20 protein-coding genes are annotated in these 19,858 nt (G+C 28.2%); 14 read left to right on the top strand and 6 right to left on the bottom strand.

Features of this window, described 5'->3' with window-relative positions:
* Window positions 1-12: 12 nt before the first annotated feature.
* From KO506_RS10590 to KO506_RS10555, 8 genes are all read left to right on the top strand, one after another.
* Window positions 13-777, top strand: coding sequence for a ParA family protein (locus KO506_RS10590; protein WP_215994883.1), 765 nt, complete (start codon window positions 13-15; stop codon window positions 775-777).
* 4 nt (window positions 778-781) lie between these two features.
* Window positions 782-1,669, top strand: a complete 888-nt coding sequence (locus tag KO506_RS10585) for a ParB/RepB/Spo0J family partition protein (protein ID WP_215994882.1) — start codon at window positions 782-784, stop codon at window positions 1,667-1,669.
* Window positions 1,670-2,266: a DUF5683 domain-containing protein gene (locus KO506_RS10580; RefSeq protein ID WP_215994881.1), complete on the top strand. Its 597-nt coding sequence runs from the start codon at window positions 1,670-1,672 to the stop codon at window positions 2,264-2,266. It abuts the gene before it with no gap.
* 1 nt (window position 2,267) lies between these two features.
* Window positions 2,268-2,972, top strand: a complete 705-nt coding sequence (dapB, locus tag KO506_RS10575) for a 4-hydroxy-tetrahydrodipicolinate reductase (protein WP_215994880.1) — start codon at window positions 2,268-2,270, stop codon at window positions 2,970-2,972.
* A 78-nt stretch (window positions 2,973-3,050) separates the two neighbouring features.
* Window positions 3,051-4,745, top strand: a complete 1,695-nt coding sequence (gene lepB, locus KO506_RS10570) for a signal peptidase I (RefSeq protein WP_215994879.1) — start codon at window positions 3,051-3,053, stop codon at window positions 4,743-4,745.
* An 86-nt stretch (window positions 4,746-4,831) separates the two neighbouring features.
* On the top strand, window positions 4,832-5,428 hold the full coding sequence (locus KO506_RS10565) for a WbqC family protein (protein WP_215994878.1): 597 nt from the start codon (window positions 4,832-4,834) through the stop codon (window positions 5,426-5,428).
* Window positions 5,429-5,469: 41 nt separating this feature from the next.
* Window positions 5,470-6,045, top strand: a complete 576-nt coding sequence (locus KO506_RS10560) for a Crp/Fnr family transcriptional regulator (RefSeq protein ID WP_215994877.1) — start codon at window positions 5,470-5,472, stop codon at window positions 6,043-6,045.
* Between the two features lie 313 nt (window positions 6,046-6,358).
* Window positions 6,359-6,664, top strand: coding sequence for a DUF6122 family protein (locus KO506_RS10555; protein ID WP_215994876.1), 306 nt, complete (start codon window positions 6,359-6,361; stop codon window positions 6,662-6,664).
* Here KO506_RS10555 and KO506_RS10550 read toward each other — a convergent pair.
* Genes KO506_RS10550 through KO506_RS10525 form a run of 6 tightly spaced genes read right to left on the bottom strand, consistent with a single transcriptional unit; the run spans window position 6,655 to window position 13,887 of the window.
* Complete coding sequence (locus KO506_RS10550; protein WP_215994875.1) at window positions 6,655-8,145, bottom strand: lipopolysaccharide biosynthesis protein; 1,491 nt, start codon at window positions 8,143-8,145, stop codon at window positions 6,655-6,657. The genes KO506_RS10555 and KO506_RS10550 overlap by 10 nt on opposite strands.
* A gap of 1 nt (window position 8,146) precedes the next feature.
* Entirely contained in the window at window positions 8,147-9,412 is a 1,266-nt protein-coding gene (locus tag KO506_RS10545) for a glycosyltransferase family 4 protein (RefSeq protein ID WP_215994874.1), read from the bottom strand.
* Window positions 9,409-10,602 (bottom strand): glycosyltransferase family 4 protein, encoded by a 1,194-nt coding sequence (locus KO506_RS10540; protein ID WP_215994873.1) that lies wholly within the window; start codon window positions 10,600-10,602, stop codon window positions 9,409-9,411. Before KO506_RS10540 ends, KO506_RS10545 begins: the two co-directional genes overlap by 4 nt.
* Before the next feature lie 5 nt (window positions 10,603-10,607).
* Window positions 10,608-11,126, bottom strand: coding sequence for a methyltransferase (locus tag KO506_RS10535; RefSeq protein ID WP_215994872.1), 519 nt, complete (start codon window positions 11,124-11,126; stop codon window positions 10,608-10,610).
* On the bottom strand, window positions 11,119-13,578 hold the full coding sequence (locus KO506_RS10530) for a YfhO family protein (RefSeq protein WP_215994902.1): 2,460 nt from the start codon (window positions 13,576-13,578) through the stop codon (window positions 11,119-11,121). Before KO506_RS10530 ends, KO506_RS10535 begins: the two co-directional genes overlap by 8 nt.
* A 48-nt stretch (window positions 13,579-13,626) precedes the next feature.
* Entirely contained in the window at window positions 13,627-13,887 is a 261-nt protein-coding gene (locus KO506_RS10525) for a DUF4834 family protein (RefSeq protein WP_215994871.1), read from the bottom strand.
* Between the two features lie 188 nt (window positions 13,888-14,075).
* Here KO506_RS10525 and KO506_RS10520 point away from each other — a divergent pair, with 188 nt between their 5' ends.
* From KO506_RS10520 to KO506_RS10495, 6 genes are all read left to right on the top strand, one after another.
* Entirely contained in the window at window positions 14,076-15,077 is a 1,002-nt protein-coding gene (locus tag KO506_RS10520; protein ID WP_252726841.1) for a transporter, read from the top strand.
* A gap of 14 nt (window positions 15,078-15,091) precedes the next feature.
* The gene (locus tag KO506_RS10515; protein WP_215994869.1) at window positions 15,092-16,213 is read left to right on the top strand and encodes a GTP cyclohydrolase; all 1,122 of its coding nucleotides are present in this window, start codon (window positions 15,092-15,094) and stop codon (window positions 16,211-16,213) included.
* Window positions 16,214-16,330: 117 nt separating this feature from the next.
* Complete coding sequence (locus KO506_RS10510) at window positions 16,331-17,038, top strand: 16S rRNA (uracil(1498)-N(3))-methyltransferase (protein ID WP_215994868.1); 708 nt, start codon at window positions 16,331-16,333, stop codon at window positions 17,036-17,038.
* Window positions 17,039-17,079: 41 nt separating this feature from the next.
* A complete protein-coding gene (locus KO506_RS10505; protein WP_215994867.1) occupies window positions 17,080-17,721 on the top strand; it encodes a DUF4159 domain-containing protein in 642 nt (213 codons plus the stop codon).
* A 106-nt stretch (window positions 17,722-17,827) separates the two neighbouring features.
* Entirely contained in the window at window positions 17,828-18,757 is a 930-nt protein-coding gene (locus KO506_RS10500; RefSeq protein ID WP_215994866.1) for a bile acid:sodium symporter family protein, read from the top strand.
* Window positions 18,750-19,799, top strand: a complete 1,050-nt coding sequence (locus tag KO506_RS10495) for a 1-acyl-sn-glycerol-3-phosphate acyltransferase (RefSeq protein WP_215994865.1) — start codon at window positions 18,750-18,752, stop codon at window positions 19,797-19,799. The genes KO506_RS10500 and KO506_RS10495 overlap by 8 nt, the downstream gene beginning before the upstream one ends.
* Window positions 19,800-19,858: the final 59 nt, after the last annotated feature.

The following is a 19,858-nucleotide window of genomic DNA, read 5'->3' as shown; positions in this document are numbered from 1 at the left end:
CATTGAGTTATTATGGGGAAAATAATTGCTATTGCAAATCAAAAAGGAGGTGTAGGTAAAACTACAACAAGTGTTAATTTAGCAGCTTCTTTAGGGGTTTTAGAAAAAAAAGTTCTACTTATAGACGCTGACCCACAAGCAAATGCATCTTCTGGACTAGGAATTGATGTAGATGCTGTAGAATTTGGCACCTATCAAGTATTAGAGCATACTATAGATGCAAAAGATGCTATTGTTAAAACAACATCACCTAATGTAGATATTATTCCTGCACATATAGATTTGGTAGCTATTGAAATTGAATTGGTAGATAAGCAAGAAAGAGAATACATGCTTAAAAAATCTATCGAAAAAATTAAAAATGATTACGATTATATTTTAATAGATTGTGCACCCTCTTTAGGTTTAATAACTTTAAACTCTTTAGTGGCTTCAGATTCTGTAATTATACCTATACAATGTGAATATTTTGCTTTAGAAGGATTAGGAAAGTTACTAAACACAATAAAAAGTGTACAAAACATTCATAATTCTAATTTAGATATTGAAGGTTTATTATTAACAATGTTCGATTCTCGTTTACGCTTATCAAACCAAGTTGTAGATGAAGTAAGAAAACATTTTTCTAGTATGGTTTTTGATACAATTATTAGAAGAAATACACGTTTGGGAGAAGCACCAAGTTATGGAGAAAGCATTATAGCCTATGATGCTACTAGTAAAGGTGCAATAAATTACTTAAATTTAGCCCAAGAATTATTAAAAAAGAATTTGTAAAATAATGGCAAAAGCAACAAGGAAACAGGCTTTAGGAAGAGGATTATCTGCTTTATTACAAGAAACACCTAACATTAACTCTGCATCAGACAAGAATGCAGATAAAGTTGTGGGTAATATTATAGAAATAGAATTAGATTTAATTGATGTAAACCCTTATCAACCAAGAACTTATTTTGATGAAGAAGCATTAAGAGAATTAGCTAGTTCTATTAGAGAATTAGGTGTTATTCAACCAATTACAGTTCGTAAATTAGAAGGCAATAAGTTTCAATTGGTTTCTGGTGAGCGTCGTTTTAGAGCATCTAAATTAATAGGTAACCCTACAATACCTGCTTATATAAGATTGGCAAACGACCAAGAAATGCTAGAAATGGCCTTGGTTGAAAACATTCAACGTAAAAACTTAGATCCAATAGAAGTTGCGCTTTCTTACCAACGTTTAATTGATGAAATTCAGTTAACACAAGAAGAGTTGAGTACAAGAGTGGGTAAAAAACGATCTACAGTTACAAATTACTTACGTTTGTTAAAATTAGATCCTATTTTACAAACTGGTATGAGAGATGGATTTATTTCTATGGGACATGGTCGTGCAATGATTAATGTTGATAATACAGAAGATCAATTAGCCATTTATGAGAAAGTTTTACGCGAAAAATTATCTGTAAGACAAACAGAAGAATTGGTAAAAAGCCTAAAAACAGGTGCTTTAGCTAAACCTAAAAAGAAAATCGTAATTCCTCCTTTTGTTAGAGAAAGTAAAAAAGAAATTAGCGAATTTTTTGGCCATAAAATAGACATTTCAGTAGCATCTAATGGAAAAGGTAAAATATCAATACCTTTTCATTCTGAAGAAGATTTTAATCGAATAAAAAACTTATTAAAATAAGTGCTTTTAAAAAAAAATATACTTATTATTTTACTCATATTTAATGCTGTTCTTTCTTTTGCTCAAAAAGATTCTACAGACGTTAAAATTAACGATGTAAAAATTTTAGGCAACATAAAAACTTCACAAGGAATTTATGACCCACTAGCACCATCAAAAGCAGCTTTTTATTCAGCTATTTTTCCAGGGATGGGTCAAATTTATAATAAAAAATATTGGAAAGCACCCATTGTTTGGGGAGCCTTAGCAATACCAACTTATTATTATCAAATAAACAACAACGATTACAAACGTTATAGAACTGCTTATAGATTAAGAAAAGCAGGGTTGCAAGATGAGTTTACATCAGATGATGGAAGCGTTTTAGTATCTACAGAAACTTTAGAGACTGCACAAGAACAGTTAAAAGAAAACAGAGATTTCTCTCTTTTATCTGGAGTTATTATTTATGTTTTACAAATTGTAGAAGCAAGTGTAAATGCACATTTAATACAGTTTAATACTGATGATAACTTATCTATAAAACCAGCTTTTATTCCTGATCCAATTCAGTTTGAAGCACCAACAGTAGGATTACAAATTAAATTTACTTTTTAAAATGAAGATTGCACTTTTAGGTTATGGAAGAATGGGTAAAGAAATTGAAAAAATTGCAGTTTCTAGAGGCCATGAAATAGTAATTCGTAAAGATGCCAATGATGTTATAGACATAACTTTGGCAGATGTTGCTATTGATTTTAGTATACCAGATTCAGCTTTTAGCAATATAACAAATTGTTTTAACAACAATGTTCCTGTAGTTTCTGGAACTACTGGTTGGTTAGAAAATTATAATGAAGCTGTTGCTCTTTGTAAAGAAAAAGAAGGAGGGTTTATTTACGCTTCCAATTTTAGTGTAGGAGTAAATATCTTTTTTGAACTGAATAAACAATTGGCAAAAATGATGAGTACTTTAAAAGAGTACAATGTTTCTATGGAAGAAATTCATCATACTAAAAAATTAGACGCACCAAGTGGAACCGCAATAACTTTGGCAGAAGGGGTTATAGAAAATTCATCAAAAGAAGGTTGGGTTTTAGGTGATAAAACATCCGAAGAAAATAGTATACCAATTGTGGCTAAAAGAATACCAGATGTACCAGGTACACATTCAGTTTGGTACAATTCTGAGGTAGATACTATAGAGATTAAACACACTGCACATAACAGAAAAGGGTTTGCCTTAGGTGCAGTAATTGCAGCAGAATGGATTTTAGATAAAACAGGTGTATTTTCTATGAAAGATGTGTTAAACATCTCTTAATTACTGTAACATTTTATCTATTTTGCGCCTTATAAAACATTAAAAATTATTTCTATTTTAAGAAATTAAAAATATATTATGACTTATTCACAGTGGTTTATCTTCTTTTTAGTAGTGCAAGTATTGCACTTTTTAGGTACTTGGAAATTGTATGTAAAAGCAAGTAAAAAAGCTTGGGAAGCAGCAGTGCCAGTTTATAATGGTATTGTTTTAATGCAAATAATTAACAGACCAAAATGGTGGATTATTCTACTTTTTATACCAATTGTTAATTTATTAATGTTTCCTGTAATTTGGATTGAAACTATTAGAACTTTCGGGTATTATAAAAAAACAGATTCGCTTTTAGCTATTGTTACTTTAGGTTTGTATATTTTTTATATCAATTATGCAACAGATGCTAAATACAATGCAAATAGAAGTTTAAAACCAAGATCTGAAATGGGAGAATGGGTTAGCTCTATTACATTTGCAATTATAGCTGCAACTTTGGTACACACTTATTTTATGCAGCCATTTACAATACCAACATCGTCTTTAGAAAAATCTTTATTAGTTGGTGATTATTTATTCGTTAGTAAATTTCATTATGGTGCTAGAGTTCCATCTACAGTAATTGCTGCACCTATGGTTCACGATTCTTTGCCTCTTACTGGTTTACCTTCTTATTTAAAAAAACCTCAATTACCTTATACACGTTTACCTGGTTTACAAGAAATAAAGAATAACGATATTGTTTGTTTTAACTGGCCTGCAGATTCTTTAGCTACAATGTGGGGTGATAATTCTGGAAAATTCACCTATAAACCTGTAGATAAAAAAACAAATTATGTAAAACGTTCTGTTGGTATTGCTGGTGATTCTTTAGAAATGAAAGATGGTTATTTTTACATAAATGGTAAAAAGAACGAATTGCCTTACAGAGCAAAATTGCAGTTTTACTACACTTTTGAATGTAAAGAACCAATAAGTCAAACTAGTTTCCCTAAGTTTTTACTATCTAAAGAAAGAACTGGAGTATACAAAATACTTACAGAATACTGGGAAAATGATAAAGTACAAATTGCAATAAAAGAAAATGGAAGTTTATCTAAAATAGGGCAAGATTCTTTATACACAGAAGTTGCTGGAGGTATAAACCCTGAGTTTGCTAGAAAAATTAAAATGATTAATGTTGAGAATAAAATCAATATTAATTTAACAGAAGAAGAAGTAGCTAGATTAGAAAAATATCCTCTAACTAAATCTGTTACAAAAATTAATCATGGTGCAGATAATGCTATTTTCCCTCATGTAAAAGAATTAGGTTGGAGCCAAGATAACTTTGGCCCTATTTATATTCCTAAAGCTGGAGCCACTGTAAAATTAGATACAGAGTCGCTTCCTTTTTATGAGCAAATTATTAAAAATTACGAGTATAATGATTTGGTTGTAAATGGTGATGATATTTTTATAAACGGAGAAAAAGTAGATTCTTACACTTTTCAACAAGATTATTTTTATTTAATTGGTGACAACAGACACAATTCTTTAGATGCTAGATATTGGGGCTATGTTCCTTTCGATCACGTTTTAGGAAAACCAGTTATGGTTTGGTTTAGTTGGGATGCTGATGCACCTAGTTTTGGCGCAAAACTAAAATCAATTCGTTGGGACAGAATGTTTACCACTGTTCATGGAGATGGAGAACCAGTTTCTTATAGGTATTTAGTGCTTGCTTTAATTGCGCTTTATATTGGTTGGAGTTTTTATAAATCTAAAAAGAAAGCTTAAGTTTTGTTTTAATTTCTTTTGATTTAAAACTTAAAAACTCTTTATAAACTAGTTAATTTTTCTCTTTAGAGAATTAAAAGGGACTTATGTCATTATTTATACCAACATATTTTTCACCTATTTCACAATATTCTGAAATTGTAAAAGCTAAAGACATTGTTTTTGAAGTAGAAGATAATTTTCAAAAGCAGAGTTATAGAAATCGTTGTTATATTTATAATTCTAGTGGCAAACAACTCTTAACTATTCCTGTAAAACATCAAATTAAAGATGGAAGAAAGAAAACCAAAGACACATTAGTAGAAAATAATGTTCCCTGGCAAGACCAACATTTTAAATCTTTAAAAATAGCTTACAGAACTTCTCCTTTTTTTGATTTTTTAGAAGATGACATTGCACCTATATTTAATAAGAAATATAAATATTTACACGATTTAAATATTGATACCTTTCTTTTTATTACTGATGGTTTACAATTGAATTCAGACTTTACTTTCACTAAAGAATATAAGAATGAAAACTTAGTAAATGACTTTAGAATTTTGGCTGATAAAAAACATCAACCAAAGAAAATGGTTGAAAGATATATACAAATGTTTGATGATAAACATGGTTTTATCCCTAATTTATCGATTTTAGATTTACTTTTTATGGAAGGCCCCAATGCAATAAGTTATTTATAAGTCATTAAGTTTTCTTATCTTTAAAAGAAAATCTTAAATGTATGCTATCATTAAAAGAATTTACGTATCAATTTAAAGATATTCCAGAAAAAAGTCTTGACACATTTATAAAATTAGCATCGAAAGTTGAGTTTAAAAAAAATGAATTTGTTATTAAATTTAATGATATATCCACAAACTTTTATATTATAAAATCTGGTATCATTAGGTCTTATTTGGTTGATGAAAAAGGGAAAGAATACACAAGAACCTTTTTTACCCATGGTAAACCTGCAGCTTCTTTAAACTCACTCATATCTAAACAACCAAGTAAACTTGCTTATGAATGTTTAACAGATTGCACACTGTATAAAATAAATTACAAAGATTTTTTGAGTTTAACAAAAACAGATATTAACATAGCCAATCTATATGCTAAGTTATTAGAATATGTGTTTTTTATAATGGAATCTGAAATTTACAATCTTGCCATATTAGATGCAACTGAAAGATACTTAAAACTTAAAAATGAAATACCAGAAATAGAGAATATTATAACGCAATATCATATTGCTGCTTATTTAAATATTTCTGCAGTTCAATTAAGTAGAATTAGAAAAAAATTATATTCTCAATAATTTTATTAACGTAAATAAAATAATTTTTCGGAACTAAAATTTAAATTTAAAGTTCCCAAAATTTATTCATTTTTTTTCTAATGTAAAAAAGATTTAATTCAATTTTAAGTCTTTTATTGAAATTTCATTTTAAAAACCCAACTAATCATAGTCTTTTATATAAAAAAACTAAAAAAATACGTTTTATTAACATATGTAAATGCACTAAGTTAATCAAACACTTACATTTACCACATAATATGGATTCCCCCAGTTATTCTATAATTATTCATATTGTAAAAAAAGACTTATTTTTACTATAAGTCTTTTTTTTATGCTAAAATTTGCCATTCATTACTCCCTTCATTTTGTTGTACCTGTTTTAATTGCTTATTTCTTTTTTAAGGATAAATGGAAGAAAGTTTACCTTATTTTTCTATTATCGATGTTAGTAGATTTAGATCATCTAGTAGCCAATCCAATTTTTGAAGAAAGCAGATGCAGTATAAACTTTCATCCTTTGCATACTTATATTGCAATGATTTTTTATGTTACAGGCTTATTTATTAAAAAGACAAGAATTCTATGTATAGCATTATTGTTTCATATGCTCACAGATTTTATAGATTGCTACTTATAGAATCTTTTAAAAATTCGATTTATATCATCAGAAATATTTAATTTGATAATCAAAAAGATATAAATTACTGAAATTATGATACTTTTTAAAATGATGTTAAATAATGGAGCAATATTTCTATTAAAAATAGTTATTTGTGGAATTGAAAAATTCCAGAAATAGAATGATAGCATTAGAACAGAGATTAATAAAAACAATGTAAATGTTTTATTAGTAAAAGGAGTTATTGAGAACTTGCTTTTTACAAAGAATAGCTTTACTGTATTAAAAATCAGAATAGTTATTAAAGTCGCTAAAGCCAAACCATCTGTTCCAAAATCTAATTTAAAATAAAAAAGTTTATTTAAAAAATACACTGCTAAAGCAGAACCTAAACCAACAGGTAAAGTAATTCTATAAAACTTAGAATTAGTTATAATTGCACCATTGCTTCCTAAAAACATAGTATATAATTTTGCTAATGATATCATTAACACTACCAATTCACCACCAGAATAACCTTTTTCTGGCATCAATTTAAAAAGTTCATGAACTCCACAATTTATTAATAAAAAGAATAAACCACCAATTAAAAATAAATTTATTGAACTTTTTTTGTACAAATTTTCTACTTCTTTTATGTCAGAATTATTTAATGATTTAGAGGTTAAAGGTTGTAAAATTTGAGTCATAGCTCTACTTGGGGCTTCTATAAAAGAACCTATAAAAACAGCAACTGTATAGTAAGCAACTTTTTCTATAGCATCTTTACCAGGTATCATATTCTTATCTATATCTAATAAAATAGCTCCTGCACTACCTGCCAAAATTATATAGCCAGAATATTTTAAAATTTCAGAAAAATTATCTGGTAGTTTAAAATGAAATTTTGGTAAATAAACTTTAAAAGCATATAACATCATTACAATAGTTCTTAAAACATAGGCAATGGTTAAATATGTAATAAATTCAACTTTTGTAATTAATTTTATAAAAACAGACAATAACAAAATCATAACAACCCCTCTATTCCAAAGCTCTTTTAAAATATTACCAAAAACGGTATTCAGTTGTACTTTTGTCCAAGCATAAAAAAACTCAAAATAAGCGCAGCAAACAGATATAACATAAATAGAAAAAGTATAATCTTCTATGGTTTTATTATCCTCTGCAATTCTATTCATTATTAATTCATGTGCGTAGTTCCAAAAAAAACCAAGTGGAATTGCAATTATTAATGGTAAAAAAATTAAAGAAGTTAAAAACCTATCTTTTTGCTCTTTTGTACTGTAAGAAGAAAAAAACTTTACCATTGTAAAATGCACTCCTAAAGCAATTAATGGCATAATAATATTAGAAGTAGACAACAAATAAGTTACTAAACCATAAAACTCTGCTTCTAAGAATTCTGGATAAAAAATTAAAGTATTTACACCTCCTATTAAAAAAGCTAAATAAATGATTAATGTATTTTTAAAAGATTGTTTTAATACGATTCCCATTTTACGATTTCATACTTTTTAAGATGATGGCTAATTGTGCTGTTAAATTTTTACGATGATATTGCTCAACGTTTTTAGAATTTACTTGTAAAGACCCATCTTTATATTTTTGATATAATTCTTTAATTTCTGAGGTTAGTTTGGTTTCATTATTAAAACCAACAACAACTCCAGCATTTGTGTTTTCTAATATTTCTGATAAATCAGCTTTTTCTGGACCTAAAGCTAAAATAGGTCTTTTTGCTGTTAGATATTCAAAAAGTTTGCCTGTTAAAATTCCTTCTGATTTTTTTACATTAGGAATTAACAACAACAAAACTTGTGCTTTTTTCTGATAAACAATCGCTTCTTTGTGAGAAACATAACCTTTAAACTCTGTATTATCAATTAAATTATTGAACTCGATTTCTTTTTTTACCTCATCAGAAATATCACCAATAAAATTTATTTTTAAATCATTTTTAAAACCAGAATTCTCTAAGCAAAGTTTTTGTAACACTTTAAACAATAACTTTGGGTTACTTTGTTTTGGCAATAAACCAATATAAGAAATCGTGAATTTTTTATCTAATCTTACGTTGTTTTTAGTGGTAACTTCATCATCAAAACCATTAGTAATTACTTCTACTCTTTGGGTTTTGTTTGTAAACTCCTTTTTTAAGGTATTGCTTACAGTTAAAAGACAATCTGTAGATTTAAAAACTGAATTTTCTAATTCAATATTTCTCTTTTTAGCAAATGAAAGCTGATTAAATTCTTTATTATAATACAAATCTGACCAAGGATCTCTAAAATCTGCCAACCATTTTGTATTATTTTTCTTGCTGATTTTTTTTGCAATTAAATGCATACTATGAGGTGGACCAGTAGAAATTATAACGTCAACAGGGTTTTCCTTTAAAATTTGATTTAAAAATTTAACAGAAGGTTTTACCCAAAATATTTTAGGGTCTGGTATAAAGAAATTACCTCTTATAAAAGATAAAAAGCCACTATTTGTACTATTAGAAATGTCTTTTTTTTGCTGATTTTTCTTTTTCCAAAACAGTAAATCTGTAGGTTCCCAAATGGGTTGTTTTAAAATTGTTACATCCTTAGGAATTTCATTTACCAAAGACGCATCTTCTTTTGGATAATTTACATTATCAACAGTATAAACAATTGGTTCAATATCAAAATTTTGTAAATATTTTACAAATTTTAACCAACGTTGAACTCCAGAACCACCTGCAGGAGGCCAATAATATGTTATAATTAGTACTTTCAATTTAGAAGATTATCATATAAATATATCAGTTTTTTTGATGTTTGCTCCCAAGAAAATTTATTTCTCACAAAACCTTTTCCATTTGCACTAAGTTCAGTTCTTAACGCTTCATTTTTATATAATTGCATAGTTTTATCAGCAAAATCATTTACATCTTCTGCTTTATGTACTAAACCAGATTTGTAATTTTCTGTCAAGTTTTTTTGAGCTGTTGCATCACTAACCAACAAAGGTTTACCAAAACTCATATATTGAAAAATCTTATTTGCATAAGTGGTATCATGATGTAAATTTCTGTGTAAAGGAGAAATACAAACAGCACTAGATAAAATGTAAGAACTAAAATATTTTGGGTCTTTCCATCCTAAAAAATCGACATACTTTTCTACTTTTAAATCTTTTGCCAATTGTTTTAGAATTAAATCTGTTGAGTTTTTACCTACAACAACTAGCTTAATATTTGGAATTTTATAACTCAAAAAAACTAACGATTTAATAGCAGTTTGCAAACCTCTTCTTAAACCAGTATCACCAATATAAAGCAACACAAAATGATTCTCATATCGATTTAAAATATCAGGATATGTAGAATGCTTTGTAAAAAAATCTTTACGAACTGTGTTAGGAACATCAATTATTTTATCAGCATTAATTTGTACTCTTTTATTAATTTCCTTCTTAGATTCTTTAGTTACAACAATAACTTTATCTGCTTTTTTAATAAATTTCTCCTCGTTCTTTTTCCACTTTTTGGGTGATATTAAAAACTTACCTGGAAACTTTGTTAAATGCGGATAAAACTTCATAATCTCTGGTCTATTTTCGTGCAAATCTAGAATAGTTGGAAGTTTTAATTTTTGGTTGGTACTAAAAACAGTATCAGCTATTCTAAGATCATGAATATGAATAGCATCAATATTATTCTCTTGTAAAAAGTGTTTTATCTTACTCTTTAACATCAATTTGTAAAAAGGAAAAGTATAGGCTAAAGCCGATAATTTATAGGCAAGTTTATTAGATAAATAGCGTTTAACTTGAATTTTATGTATACTTTCTGATGAAGCTTGACTATTATTATATCTTAAACAAAAAAGAAAAACGTTGTGCCCTGCATTAATTAATGCAATAGCCTCATTTTCTACTCTAGGATCAGGAGGAAACTCCTCGTCTAAAATCATTCCTATATTCATATTTACTATTTTCTTTCTGCAAAAACAGCATAATATCTAGGTGTAAACTTTCTTAAAATGGGTCTAAAACCAATCTTTTTAATTGGGCTTGTCCATTTTAATTTGTCTTTAATTACCCATCCCGATTTTTCTAACAACCAATCAAATTGCCAATCTTCAAATTCGTGATAATGTCTATCCCACATGTCAGTTTTGCTTCTGTATGCCTTAGCAAACCATAAGTTTAAAGGGATAGTTGTAATTAATTTAGTCGCTTCAATTTCTCTTAACACATTAAATGGCGCTATTAAATGTTCAAAAATTTCGAAAGCAGAAACAGCATCTACTTTATGCTTTTTTACAATTTCTGGCAAAAGATCTAAATCTTCGCCTTCTGTATTAATTACAGTATAACCATTGGCTTCCATAATTTCAGAAAACGGATTTCGAACACCTAAATCTAAAATTGTTGCTGGTGCAGGAACTGTTTTTTGTAAAAAAGCCAAAGTGTGTTCGTATCTTTTTGATGGGAGTTTCTTATACATTTTTAGCTACTTTTTTCTTCTTCTTTTCATCATAAAACAACCATCCAAAAGTTACTAAAATCAATAAACCATAAGAAGCTAGAGATATAAAACTACCTTTCTGAATTACTACTGGCTCAAATTTAAAAACAACATTATGCTCGCCTGCAGGAATTCTCATTCCTCTTAAAACATAATTTACTCTGTAATGTGGCACCAACTTATTATCTATATAAGCATTCCAACCATCTTTATAATAGATTTCAGAAAAAACGGCAAATTGTTCTTTCTCTGATTTTGATTGATAGCTTAAAGTAGTAACATCATAATTCTGTAATTCTATTGTAGCTGTAGAATCTTTTTGAATATCAAAATTTATATTTTCAGATAATTTACTTTTGTCTAAAACAGCAGTCGTTTTTGTATTTAAAGAATCTAAAGCTGTTATTTCATTATTTGCAGAATTTACAGTTTTTAGATTTTCTACAAACCAAGCATTGCCATTGGCATCTGGATTTAATTGTGCTTGTTTTTTACCATCATTATCTGCAACAATAAAATATTTAGTATTCAACATATTTAATACTTGCATATTATTCTTTGCAATTTGAAAATCGAACAGCTCTTTGTAACGCCCCATTTTTGCTGCATGATAACCACCTATAGATTGATGAAAATAAGAAGTTGATCCATCTTGCATTGGGTTTGCAGCAAAATTAGCAACCCTATAATGTGTTTTATCTTCTAATATTTGTTTATCTGCATTCGATTTTACAAAAGGCTGCTCAACTCTTCTAGAAGGTTTAAAATCAGATTCGTTTACATATTTTTTATTTACAGATATTAAATCGAATAAAATAAAAACCAATAAACCAATCATTGCATATTGTTGTTTTAATTTGTTTTTTAAGAAAAACCACAATACTCCTCCAGATAAAATCACTAAAATTAAAGAACGTAAAGTATCCATTAATAACATCGATTTTCTATCAGCAATAAGGGAGTTTAAAACGTTTGATATAGAGTATTCACTTTCAATCTCTAAATATCTAGCATCTCGTATTCCTTCGAAAGTAGAAAAACTATGTGCTAAAATAAAACCAAAAACAATTAGCCCTCCAAAAGTAAAAACAGTTTTTTCTAGCGCTTTTAATTTCTTTTTATCCGATTTTTTTGATGTAAAGAATTCTTTTAAAGCCAAAATCCCTAAAATTGGCACACACAATTCTGCTATAATTTGTATTGATGAAACTGCTCTAAACTTATTATAAAGAGGTACATAATCAATAAAAAAGTTGGTTAAACCTTCAAAGTTTCTACCCCAACTCAACAGAATAGAAAATACTGTTGCTGCAACCAACCATTGTTTTAATTTTCCTTTCACTAAGAAAATACCTAAGAAAAATAAGAAAAATACAACTGCACCAATATATGCAGGAGCTTCTATTATAGTTTGGTCTCCCCAATAGGTTAAAGTTTGTTCTGTGAAATAATCTGCTCCTTTTTTTCCTAATTTAGATTTTTCAAAAGTTTTGTATAAGGCTGAATTCTCTCCTAACTCTTCTACAGTTCCACCCCCCATAAAACGCGGTACAAACAAGTTAAAAGTTTCTAATTTGGCATAACTATATTCTGTAATGTACGCTTTATCTAATCCTTTGGTTGCTTCTTTCTTAGATCCGTCTGCATTTATAGTTAATTCAGATTTACCTCTGGTACTAAAATCTGCATATTCTTTCATTGCCATTAATCTAGGTGCATTTGCACCAATACCTAAAACTACTGCAGCAATAATTACTGCTGCTTGTTTTATAAAACTCGGTATTGTCTTTTCTTTAATCGCATTTACGAGTTCTACAATTCCTAAAATCAATAAACAAAAGCCTAAATAATAGGTCATTTGTATGTGGTTGGTGTAAATTTCTAAAGCCATTGCCAAACCAGTAACAATAAAACCTAACACATATTTCTTTTGAAAAACCCACAAAATACCCGCCAAAACTAAAGGCATATATGCTATTGCATGTGCTTTTGCATTATGGCCAGGCACAAAAATGATGATTAAATAAGTAGAAAACCCGAAGGAAAGTGCACCTAAAATAGCCAATCTCCATTCTACTTTTAAAGCCATCATTAACACAAAAAAACTTAAAAAATAAAGAAAAGTATAATCTGCTGGTCTTGGCAAAAAACGAATTGTTCTGTCTAAAGTTCTTACAAAGTCATAGGGATAATATGCACTTATTTGGTACGCTGGCATTCCACTAAAAGAAGCACCTGTCCAATAAGGTTCTGCATTATTATCAGCCCTAAAATCTTTAATTTCTTTAGCCATACCAGTAAATTGAGTTATATCTGATTGGGCTATTTTTTGTCCTTTTAAAACAGGATGAAAGTAAATAATAGAAGCAATTACAAAAATTGCAATTGCAATTGCGTATGGAAATATTTTTTTAAGTTTCAATTGCTTAATTTAAAAGTTAAGTTGGTTTTTGCTTTGTATCAGTTAAGATTAATAGAATTATTCTATTTCTTCAAAATCTACATATTCACCTACTGAGTTTTTACCTTGTGTGGCATTTCTAGGTGCTTTATCAATAATTGTTTCTCCTTCTTTAATATTACTTTTTGGTTGCTGTGTTCTGCCCCCAAATTGTTCTTCTGCTTTTTTCTGCATTGTATCTGCAACTTTTTTCATCAGTAAAGGCGCTAATAATTTTGTTAAAAATTTAAGAGCGTAGTAAATAATTAAAATAAAAAATATAGTTTTCAATAAACCCATTTCATAATTGTATTAAAAAATCTATCAAAAATAACAATTTGATAATAATTGTAGCGTTAACAAACTATAAAACTTTAACAAAGCTAAAAAAGTATGCAATGCTTTTAAAAACAGCATTTTTGTTCTATGTTTGTTTAGTAATTCAATATTTAAATTAAAATTGTTTATTGGCGATGAAAAACCCTAAATTGAAAACCTTTCTTTTCTTCTTTCTATTGTGTTTTTCATCAATATATAGCCAATATACAGAGGTTATAAATTCTAATAAACCCGGTTTTTCTGAAAGCCCATATAGTGTAGGCACAGGTGTTTATCAGTTTGAAAGTAATATATTTTTTAGAAACACATCTATAGAACCCACTTTTTCTAGACCACAAACTTTAGGGTTTGACATGCTTTTTAGAACTAGTTTTTTTTTAGAAAAATTAGAAATTAATGCACAAGCAAGTTATCAAAAAGATAAAATTGCTTTTAAAAATATTTTTACTTCTCATTATAATACAACTGGTTTAAGCAAATTTACGGTTGGTGCAAAATATTTAATTTTTCAACAAGAATATGAAGATAAAAGCAAAGAAGTAAGAAGCTGGAAAAAAAGGTTTGCTTTCGATAAAAAACGACTAATACCTTCTGTAGCAATTTATGCAGGTTTAAACACCAATTTTGTAAGTGAATTTTATGAAAAAGAAAGCATGTCTCCAAAAGTGGGTGTGTTATTACAAAATAACTTAAGTTCTAAATTTAATGTAATTACCAATATTTATTACGATGAAATAGGTACAGATTTTGCAGAATTCTCTTACATAATTACTGGTACTTATAATTTTAGTGACAGATGGTCTTCTTTTTTAGAAAACCAAACTGTGTTTAAAGAATATCAAAATAACACAAACCTGGGCTTTGGTTTAGCTTATTTATTTAGTAAAGATTTACAAATTAATTCTTCTGTTAGATTGCTTTCTGAAGGACAGTCTACTGGTTTTTATGGAGGTTTTGGTGTTTCTTACAGAATTAATAAACACAAAGATTCTTATAAAGAGTTAGATGAAAATGGAAGAGAAATAAAAGATTCACCTGTTTCTAATTACAATAAAAAACAAAAAGGTTTTTTTAGTAGAATTTTCGGTATTTTTACCAAAAAGAAAGAGAAGAAAACAGCAAGAACAAGAAGTAGAAAAAGGAAAAATTAACCCCCAAATAAATTATGATTACCCTAAAACAAGCAACTACTAAAAAAGAAATAAAACGATTTGTTTTGTTTCCTTTCTCTTTATACAGAAAAAACAAATATTGGGTTCCACCAATTATTAAAGATGAAATTGCCAATTTCGATATTAAAAAAAACCCTGTTTTTAAAAATGCGGATGCACAATTTTTTCTTGCTTATAAAGGTAGAAAAATTGTAGGTAGAGTTGTTGCTATTATTAATTGGTACGAAGTAAATAATCAACAATTAAAAAAAATGCGTTTTGGTTGGTTTGATGTGGTAGATGATATTGAAGTTACCAAAGTGCTTCTAAACAAAATAAATGAAATTGGTAAAGCAAACAATTTAGAATACATAGAAGGACCTGTAGGTTTTAATAACTTAGACAAAACTGGAGTTTTAATTGATGGTTTTGATCATCAAGGAACAATGATTACTTGGTATAATCATCCTTATTATAAAGAACATTTAGAGCAATTAGGTTTTGTTAAAGAAAAAGAATATTTAGAAAATAAATTTAAATTTAAAAATGTTGATGCTGTTTATTTTGATAGAGTAAGCAACATTATAAAAAGACGTTTTAAACTTAAAGCTTTAGATTTCACAAAAACAAAAGAGATAATGCCTTATGTAGATGAAATGTTCGAAGTTTTTAGTGCTTCTTACTCTAAACTATCAACTTTTGTACCTATTTCAGAATCTCAAATAGATTATTTTAAAAGAAAATATATCACATTTATCAACCCAGAATATATAAAATTTGTGGTAGATGAAAGTAATAAACTTGTTGCGTTTGCTATTGTTATGCCTTCATTTTCAAGTGCGTTACAAAAAGCAAAAGGTAGGTTATTTCCATTAGGCATGTTTCGTTTATTAAAAGCAAGAAAACATTCTAAAGACGTTACATTTTATTTAATTGGTGTACATCCTGATTATCAAAACAAAGGAGTTACTGCAATTATTTTTGACCAATACACAAAAACATTCACTAAAAAAGGAATCGTTAATTGTATACGTACTCCTGAGTTAGAAGAAAATGAATCTATCAAAAAGATTTGGGAAGACTTTAATCCTGTAACTCATAAAAGAAGAAGAACTTATAGAAAGAGTATTCAGTAGGTCTGTTTGCAGTTTGCAAAAATTAAACGTCTACAACTTTTTGCTTTGAAATTTTGTTATTTTTTCAATCTGTAACTATGTAACTTTGCTACTAACTTTAATTTTGACCATTTACCAATGCAGCTTTTTTATAATTCTGATATTAACACCTCAACTTCTTCTATAACTTTTGATAAAATTGAGAGCAGACATATTGTTCGTGTTTTAAGAAAAAAACAAGATGATGTTTTACACATTACCAATGGAAAAGGTTTTTTGTTTGATGCAAAAATTACCATTGCTAGTGATAAAAAATGCATTGCAGAAATTATAGCTCATCAAGAAAAACCAAAACCTTGGGATTATTATTTACACATTGCAATTGCACCCACAAAAAATAACGATAGAATTGAGTGGTTTTTAGAAAAAGCTACAGAAATTGGTATTGATGAAATTACACCAATTATATGTAATAATTCTGAACGTAGAGTTGTAAAACTAGAACGATTTGAAAAAATCATTCAGTCTGCAATGAAACAATCTTTAAAATTCACGCTACCAAAATTAAACCCTTCAGTAAAATTTAATGAATTTATCAACCAAGAGTTTGAAGGCAAAGTTTGTATTGCGCATTGTGAAGATGATGATAAAACATTACTTAAAAACAGTATAAATCCATCAGAAAAAATTACCATTTTAATTGGCCCAGAGGGCGATTTTTCTTTGGATGAAATTAAAAAATCTTTAGAAAAAAAAATAACTCCTATTTCTTTAGGCGAAAGTAGATTAAGAACTGAAACTGCTGCTTTAGTTGCTGTAAATACAGTTTCTTTTGTAAATCAGTAAAATCATTTTTACTATATTGCTATAAATTATTTCTGAAATTTATGAAGCAATTTATAACGCTCTTAGTATTCTCTATTTTTTATCAGTTTAATGCACAAGACGTTGCCATTCTAAAATACAATGGTGGTGGAGATTGGTATGCAAACCCAACTGCAATACCAAATTTGGTTTCATTTACCAATCAAACTATTAAAACCAATATTTCTAAAAATACACAGACTGTAGCTGTAAATAGCGAAGACATTTACAATTATCCTCTTTTATTTTTAACTGGTCATGGAAATGTTTATTTTTCTGATGATGAAGCACAAAACTTAAAAAACTATTTAATTTCTGGCGGATTTTTACACATTTCAGACAATTATGGTTTGGATAAATTTATAAGAAGAGAACTCAAAAAGGTTTTTCCAAACTTAGAGTTTCAAGAAATACCTAGTAACCATCCTATTTACAATCAAACGTTTAAATTTCCTAACGGAATTCCTAAAATTCACGAACATGACAAGAAAAACGCACAAGGTTTTGGGCTTTTTTACGAAGGTAGATTAATTGTTTTTTACGATTATGAAACCGATTTAAGTGATGGTTGGGAAGATCAAATTATTCATAATAACCCAAAAGAAGTTAGAGAAAAAGCATTAAAAATGGGCGCAAATATTATTGAGTACGCGTTTACAAATTAGATGTTGGCTGTTGGCAAAAATGAAAAACCTTTTAAATTTTAAACCCTGAATCTTGAATCTTGAATCTTGAATCTTGAATCTTGAATCTTGAATCTAATACAAGAATATGCAAAATCAAATAAACATAGATGCCATAAAAATAAACTTCGATTCTAGTGGATTGTGGGTTTTAAATATTGCAATTGCCATTATTATGTTTGGTGTTGCTTTAGCAATTACTATAGATGATTTTAAACGATTATTAAAAAATCCTAGAATTGTTTTTGTTGGTGTTTTGTCTCAATTTATATTATTACCTGCCTTAACATTTTTAGCAATTGTATTGCTAAAACCCCATCCTAGTTTTGCTTTAGGAATGATGATGATTGCTGCTTGCCCAGGAGGAAATGTTTCGAACTTTTTTAGCAAAATGGCTGGTGGTAATGCAGCACTTTCTGTAAGCTTAACTGCTTTTGCTACCTTAATTTGCATTTTTATGACGCCTTTTAACTTACAATTTTGGGGTAGTTTATATGAGCCAACTAACACAATTCTAAAAACAGTAGAACTCAATTGGGTAGATTTATTAAAATTGGTTTCTCTAATTTTAGGAATTCCATTAATCTGTGGAATGCTCATAAAACATTACCATTCAGAAATGGCTGGTAAAATAGAAAAGGTTTTAAAGCCTTTATCTATGTTAGTTTTTATTGCTCTAATTTTTGTTGCATTTTCTCAAAATTTAGATGTGTTTATAAATCATATTCACCATGTTTTAGCATTGGTTATTTTTCATAATATTTTTGCTTTTATCTTAGGTTTTTATACCGCTAAAAGTTTTGGTTTAAATAAAAAAGATTGTAAAACCATTTCTATGGAAACAGGAATACAAAATGGTGGTTTAGGGTTACTGTTAATTTTTGGTTTTTTTGATGGTTTAGGAGGCATGGCTTTATTAGCTGCTTTTTGGGGAATATGGGATGTGTTTTCTGGAATGGCATTAGCCACTTTTTGGGGAAGAAATTCAAAAAAAATAGAAGTTAAAAGCGATGATTAAAAAGATATGGTACCAAAGCGTAAAAGCTTTTTTAAAAATTAGTTTAAACTTTTATGCAAATAAGATTAAGATTTCTGGTAAAGAAAACATTCCAAAAAAAGGTGCAGTTTTATTTGCCATCAATCATCCAAATGCGTTAATGGATCCTTTGTTTGTAACTACATTTAACCCTAGAGAAAATCATTTTTTAGTAAGAGCAGATGTTTTTAAAAAACCATTAATTAAAAAAGCATTGGGTTCTTTAAACTTAATGCCCATTTACAGAATTAGAGATGGTAGAAAACAATTATCTAACAACGAAGAAGTTTTTGAAAAGTGCTTTAAAATTTTAAAAAACAAAGAAACATTAATTATTTTTCCACAAGGTGGCCATTCTAGAGATAGAAATATTAAACCATTAAGTAAAGGTTTTACAAGAATAGTTTTTGGTGCTTTAGAACAAAATCCTGATTTAGAAATTGCTGTAATTCCTGTGGGTATTACTTATCAAAACTCATCTAGTTATCCTTGTAAAGTAGCTGTAAATTTTGGGAAAGCAATAGATTCAAGAGCCATTTTTAATGACAACGAAAAACCCAAAGCCATAAATATTTTAAAAATAGCTGTAAGCAGTCAGCTCCAAAAACTCACTGTTCATATTCCTGATGATGAAAATTACCAACATGTTTTAAGTAAATTAAATAAAGCAAATGTAGATTTTACAAAAGTAGCGCAAGTAAATAAAATGATTGCAGAAAACAGTTTTCCTAAACCTGTAAAAAAAACTGCTAATCTTTTAAAAGTCTTATTTTATATGGTACTTCTCAATGGAGTTTTCCCTTATTTACTATGGAAAAAAATGAAGAAAAACATTCAAGAAATTGAGTTTGTAGATACTATGAGATATGCTGTAAATGTAATTGCTTTTCCTGTTTTTTACCTTTTACAAGCACTTCTTATTTACTTTTTCTTCGGATTGAAAATAGCGCTTGGATATTGGTTTGTTTCTTATTTTTTAGTTTTTGTTTACACAAAATTTTCAGTTGTTAATACTGAAGAATAGGAAATTGTTCATTTTCGGATGTTTTTACGAATGAAGTGAGCTTTATTTTTAAGAAAAAA

This window comes from Polaribacter vadi (assembly GCF_018861005.1).
Taxonomy (GTDB): domain Bacteria; phylum Bacteroidota; class Bacteroidia; order Flavobacteriales; family Flavobacteriaceae; genus Polaribacter; species Polaribacter vadi_A.
The sequence above is the reverse complement of the archived record's forward strand: the minus strand, read 5'-3'. Positions and strand labels throughout refer to the sequence as shown.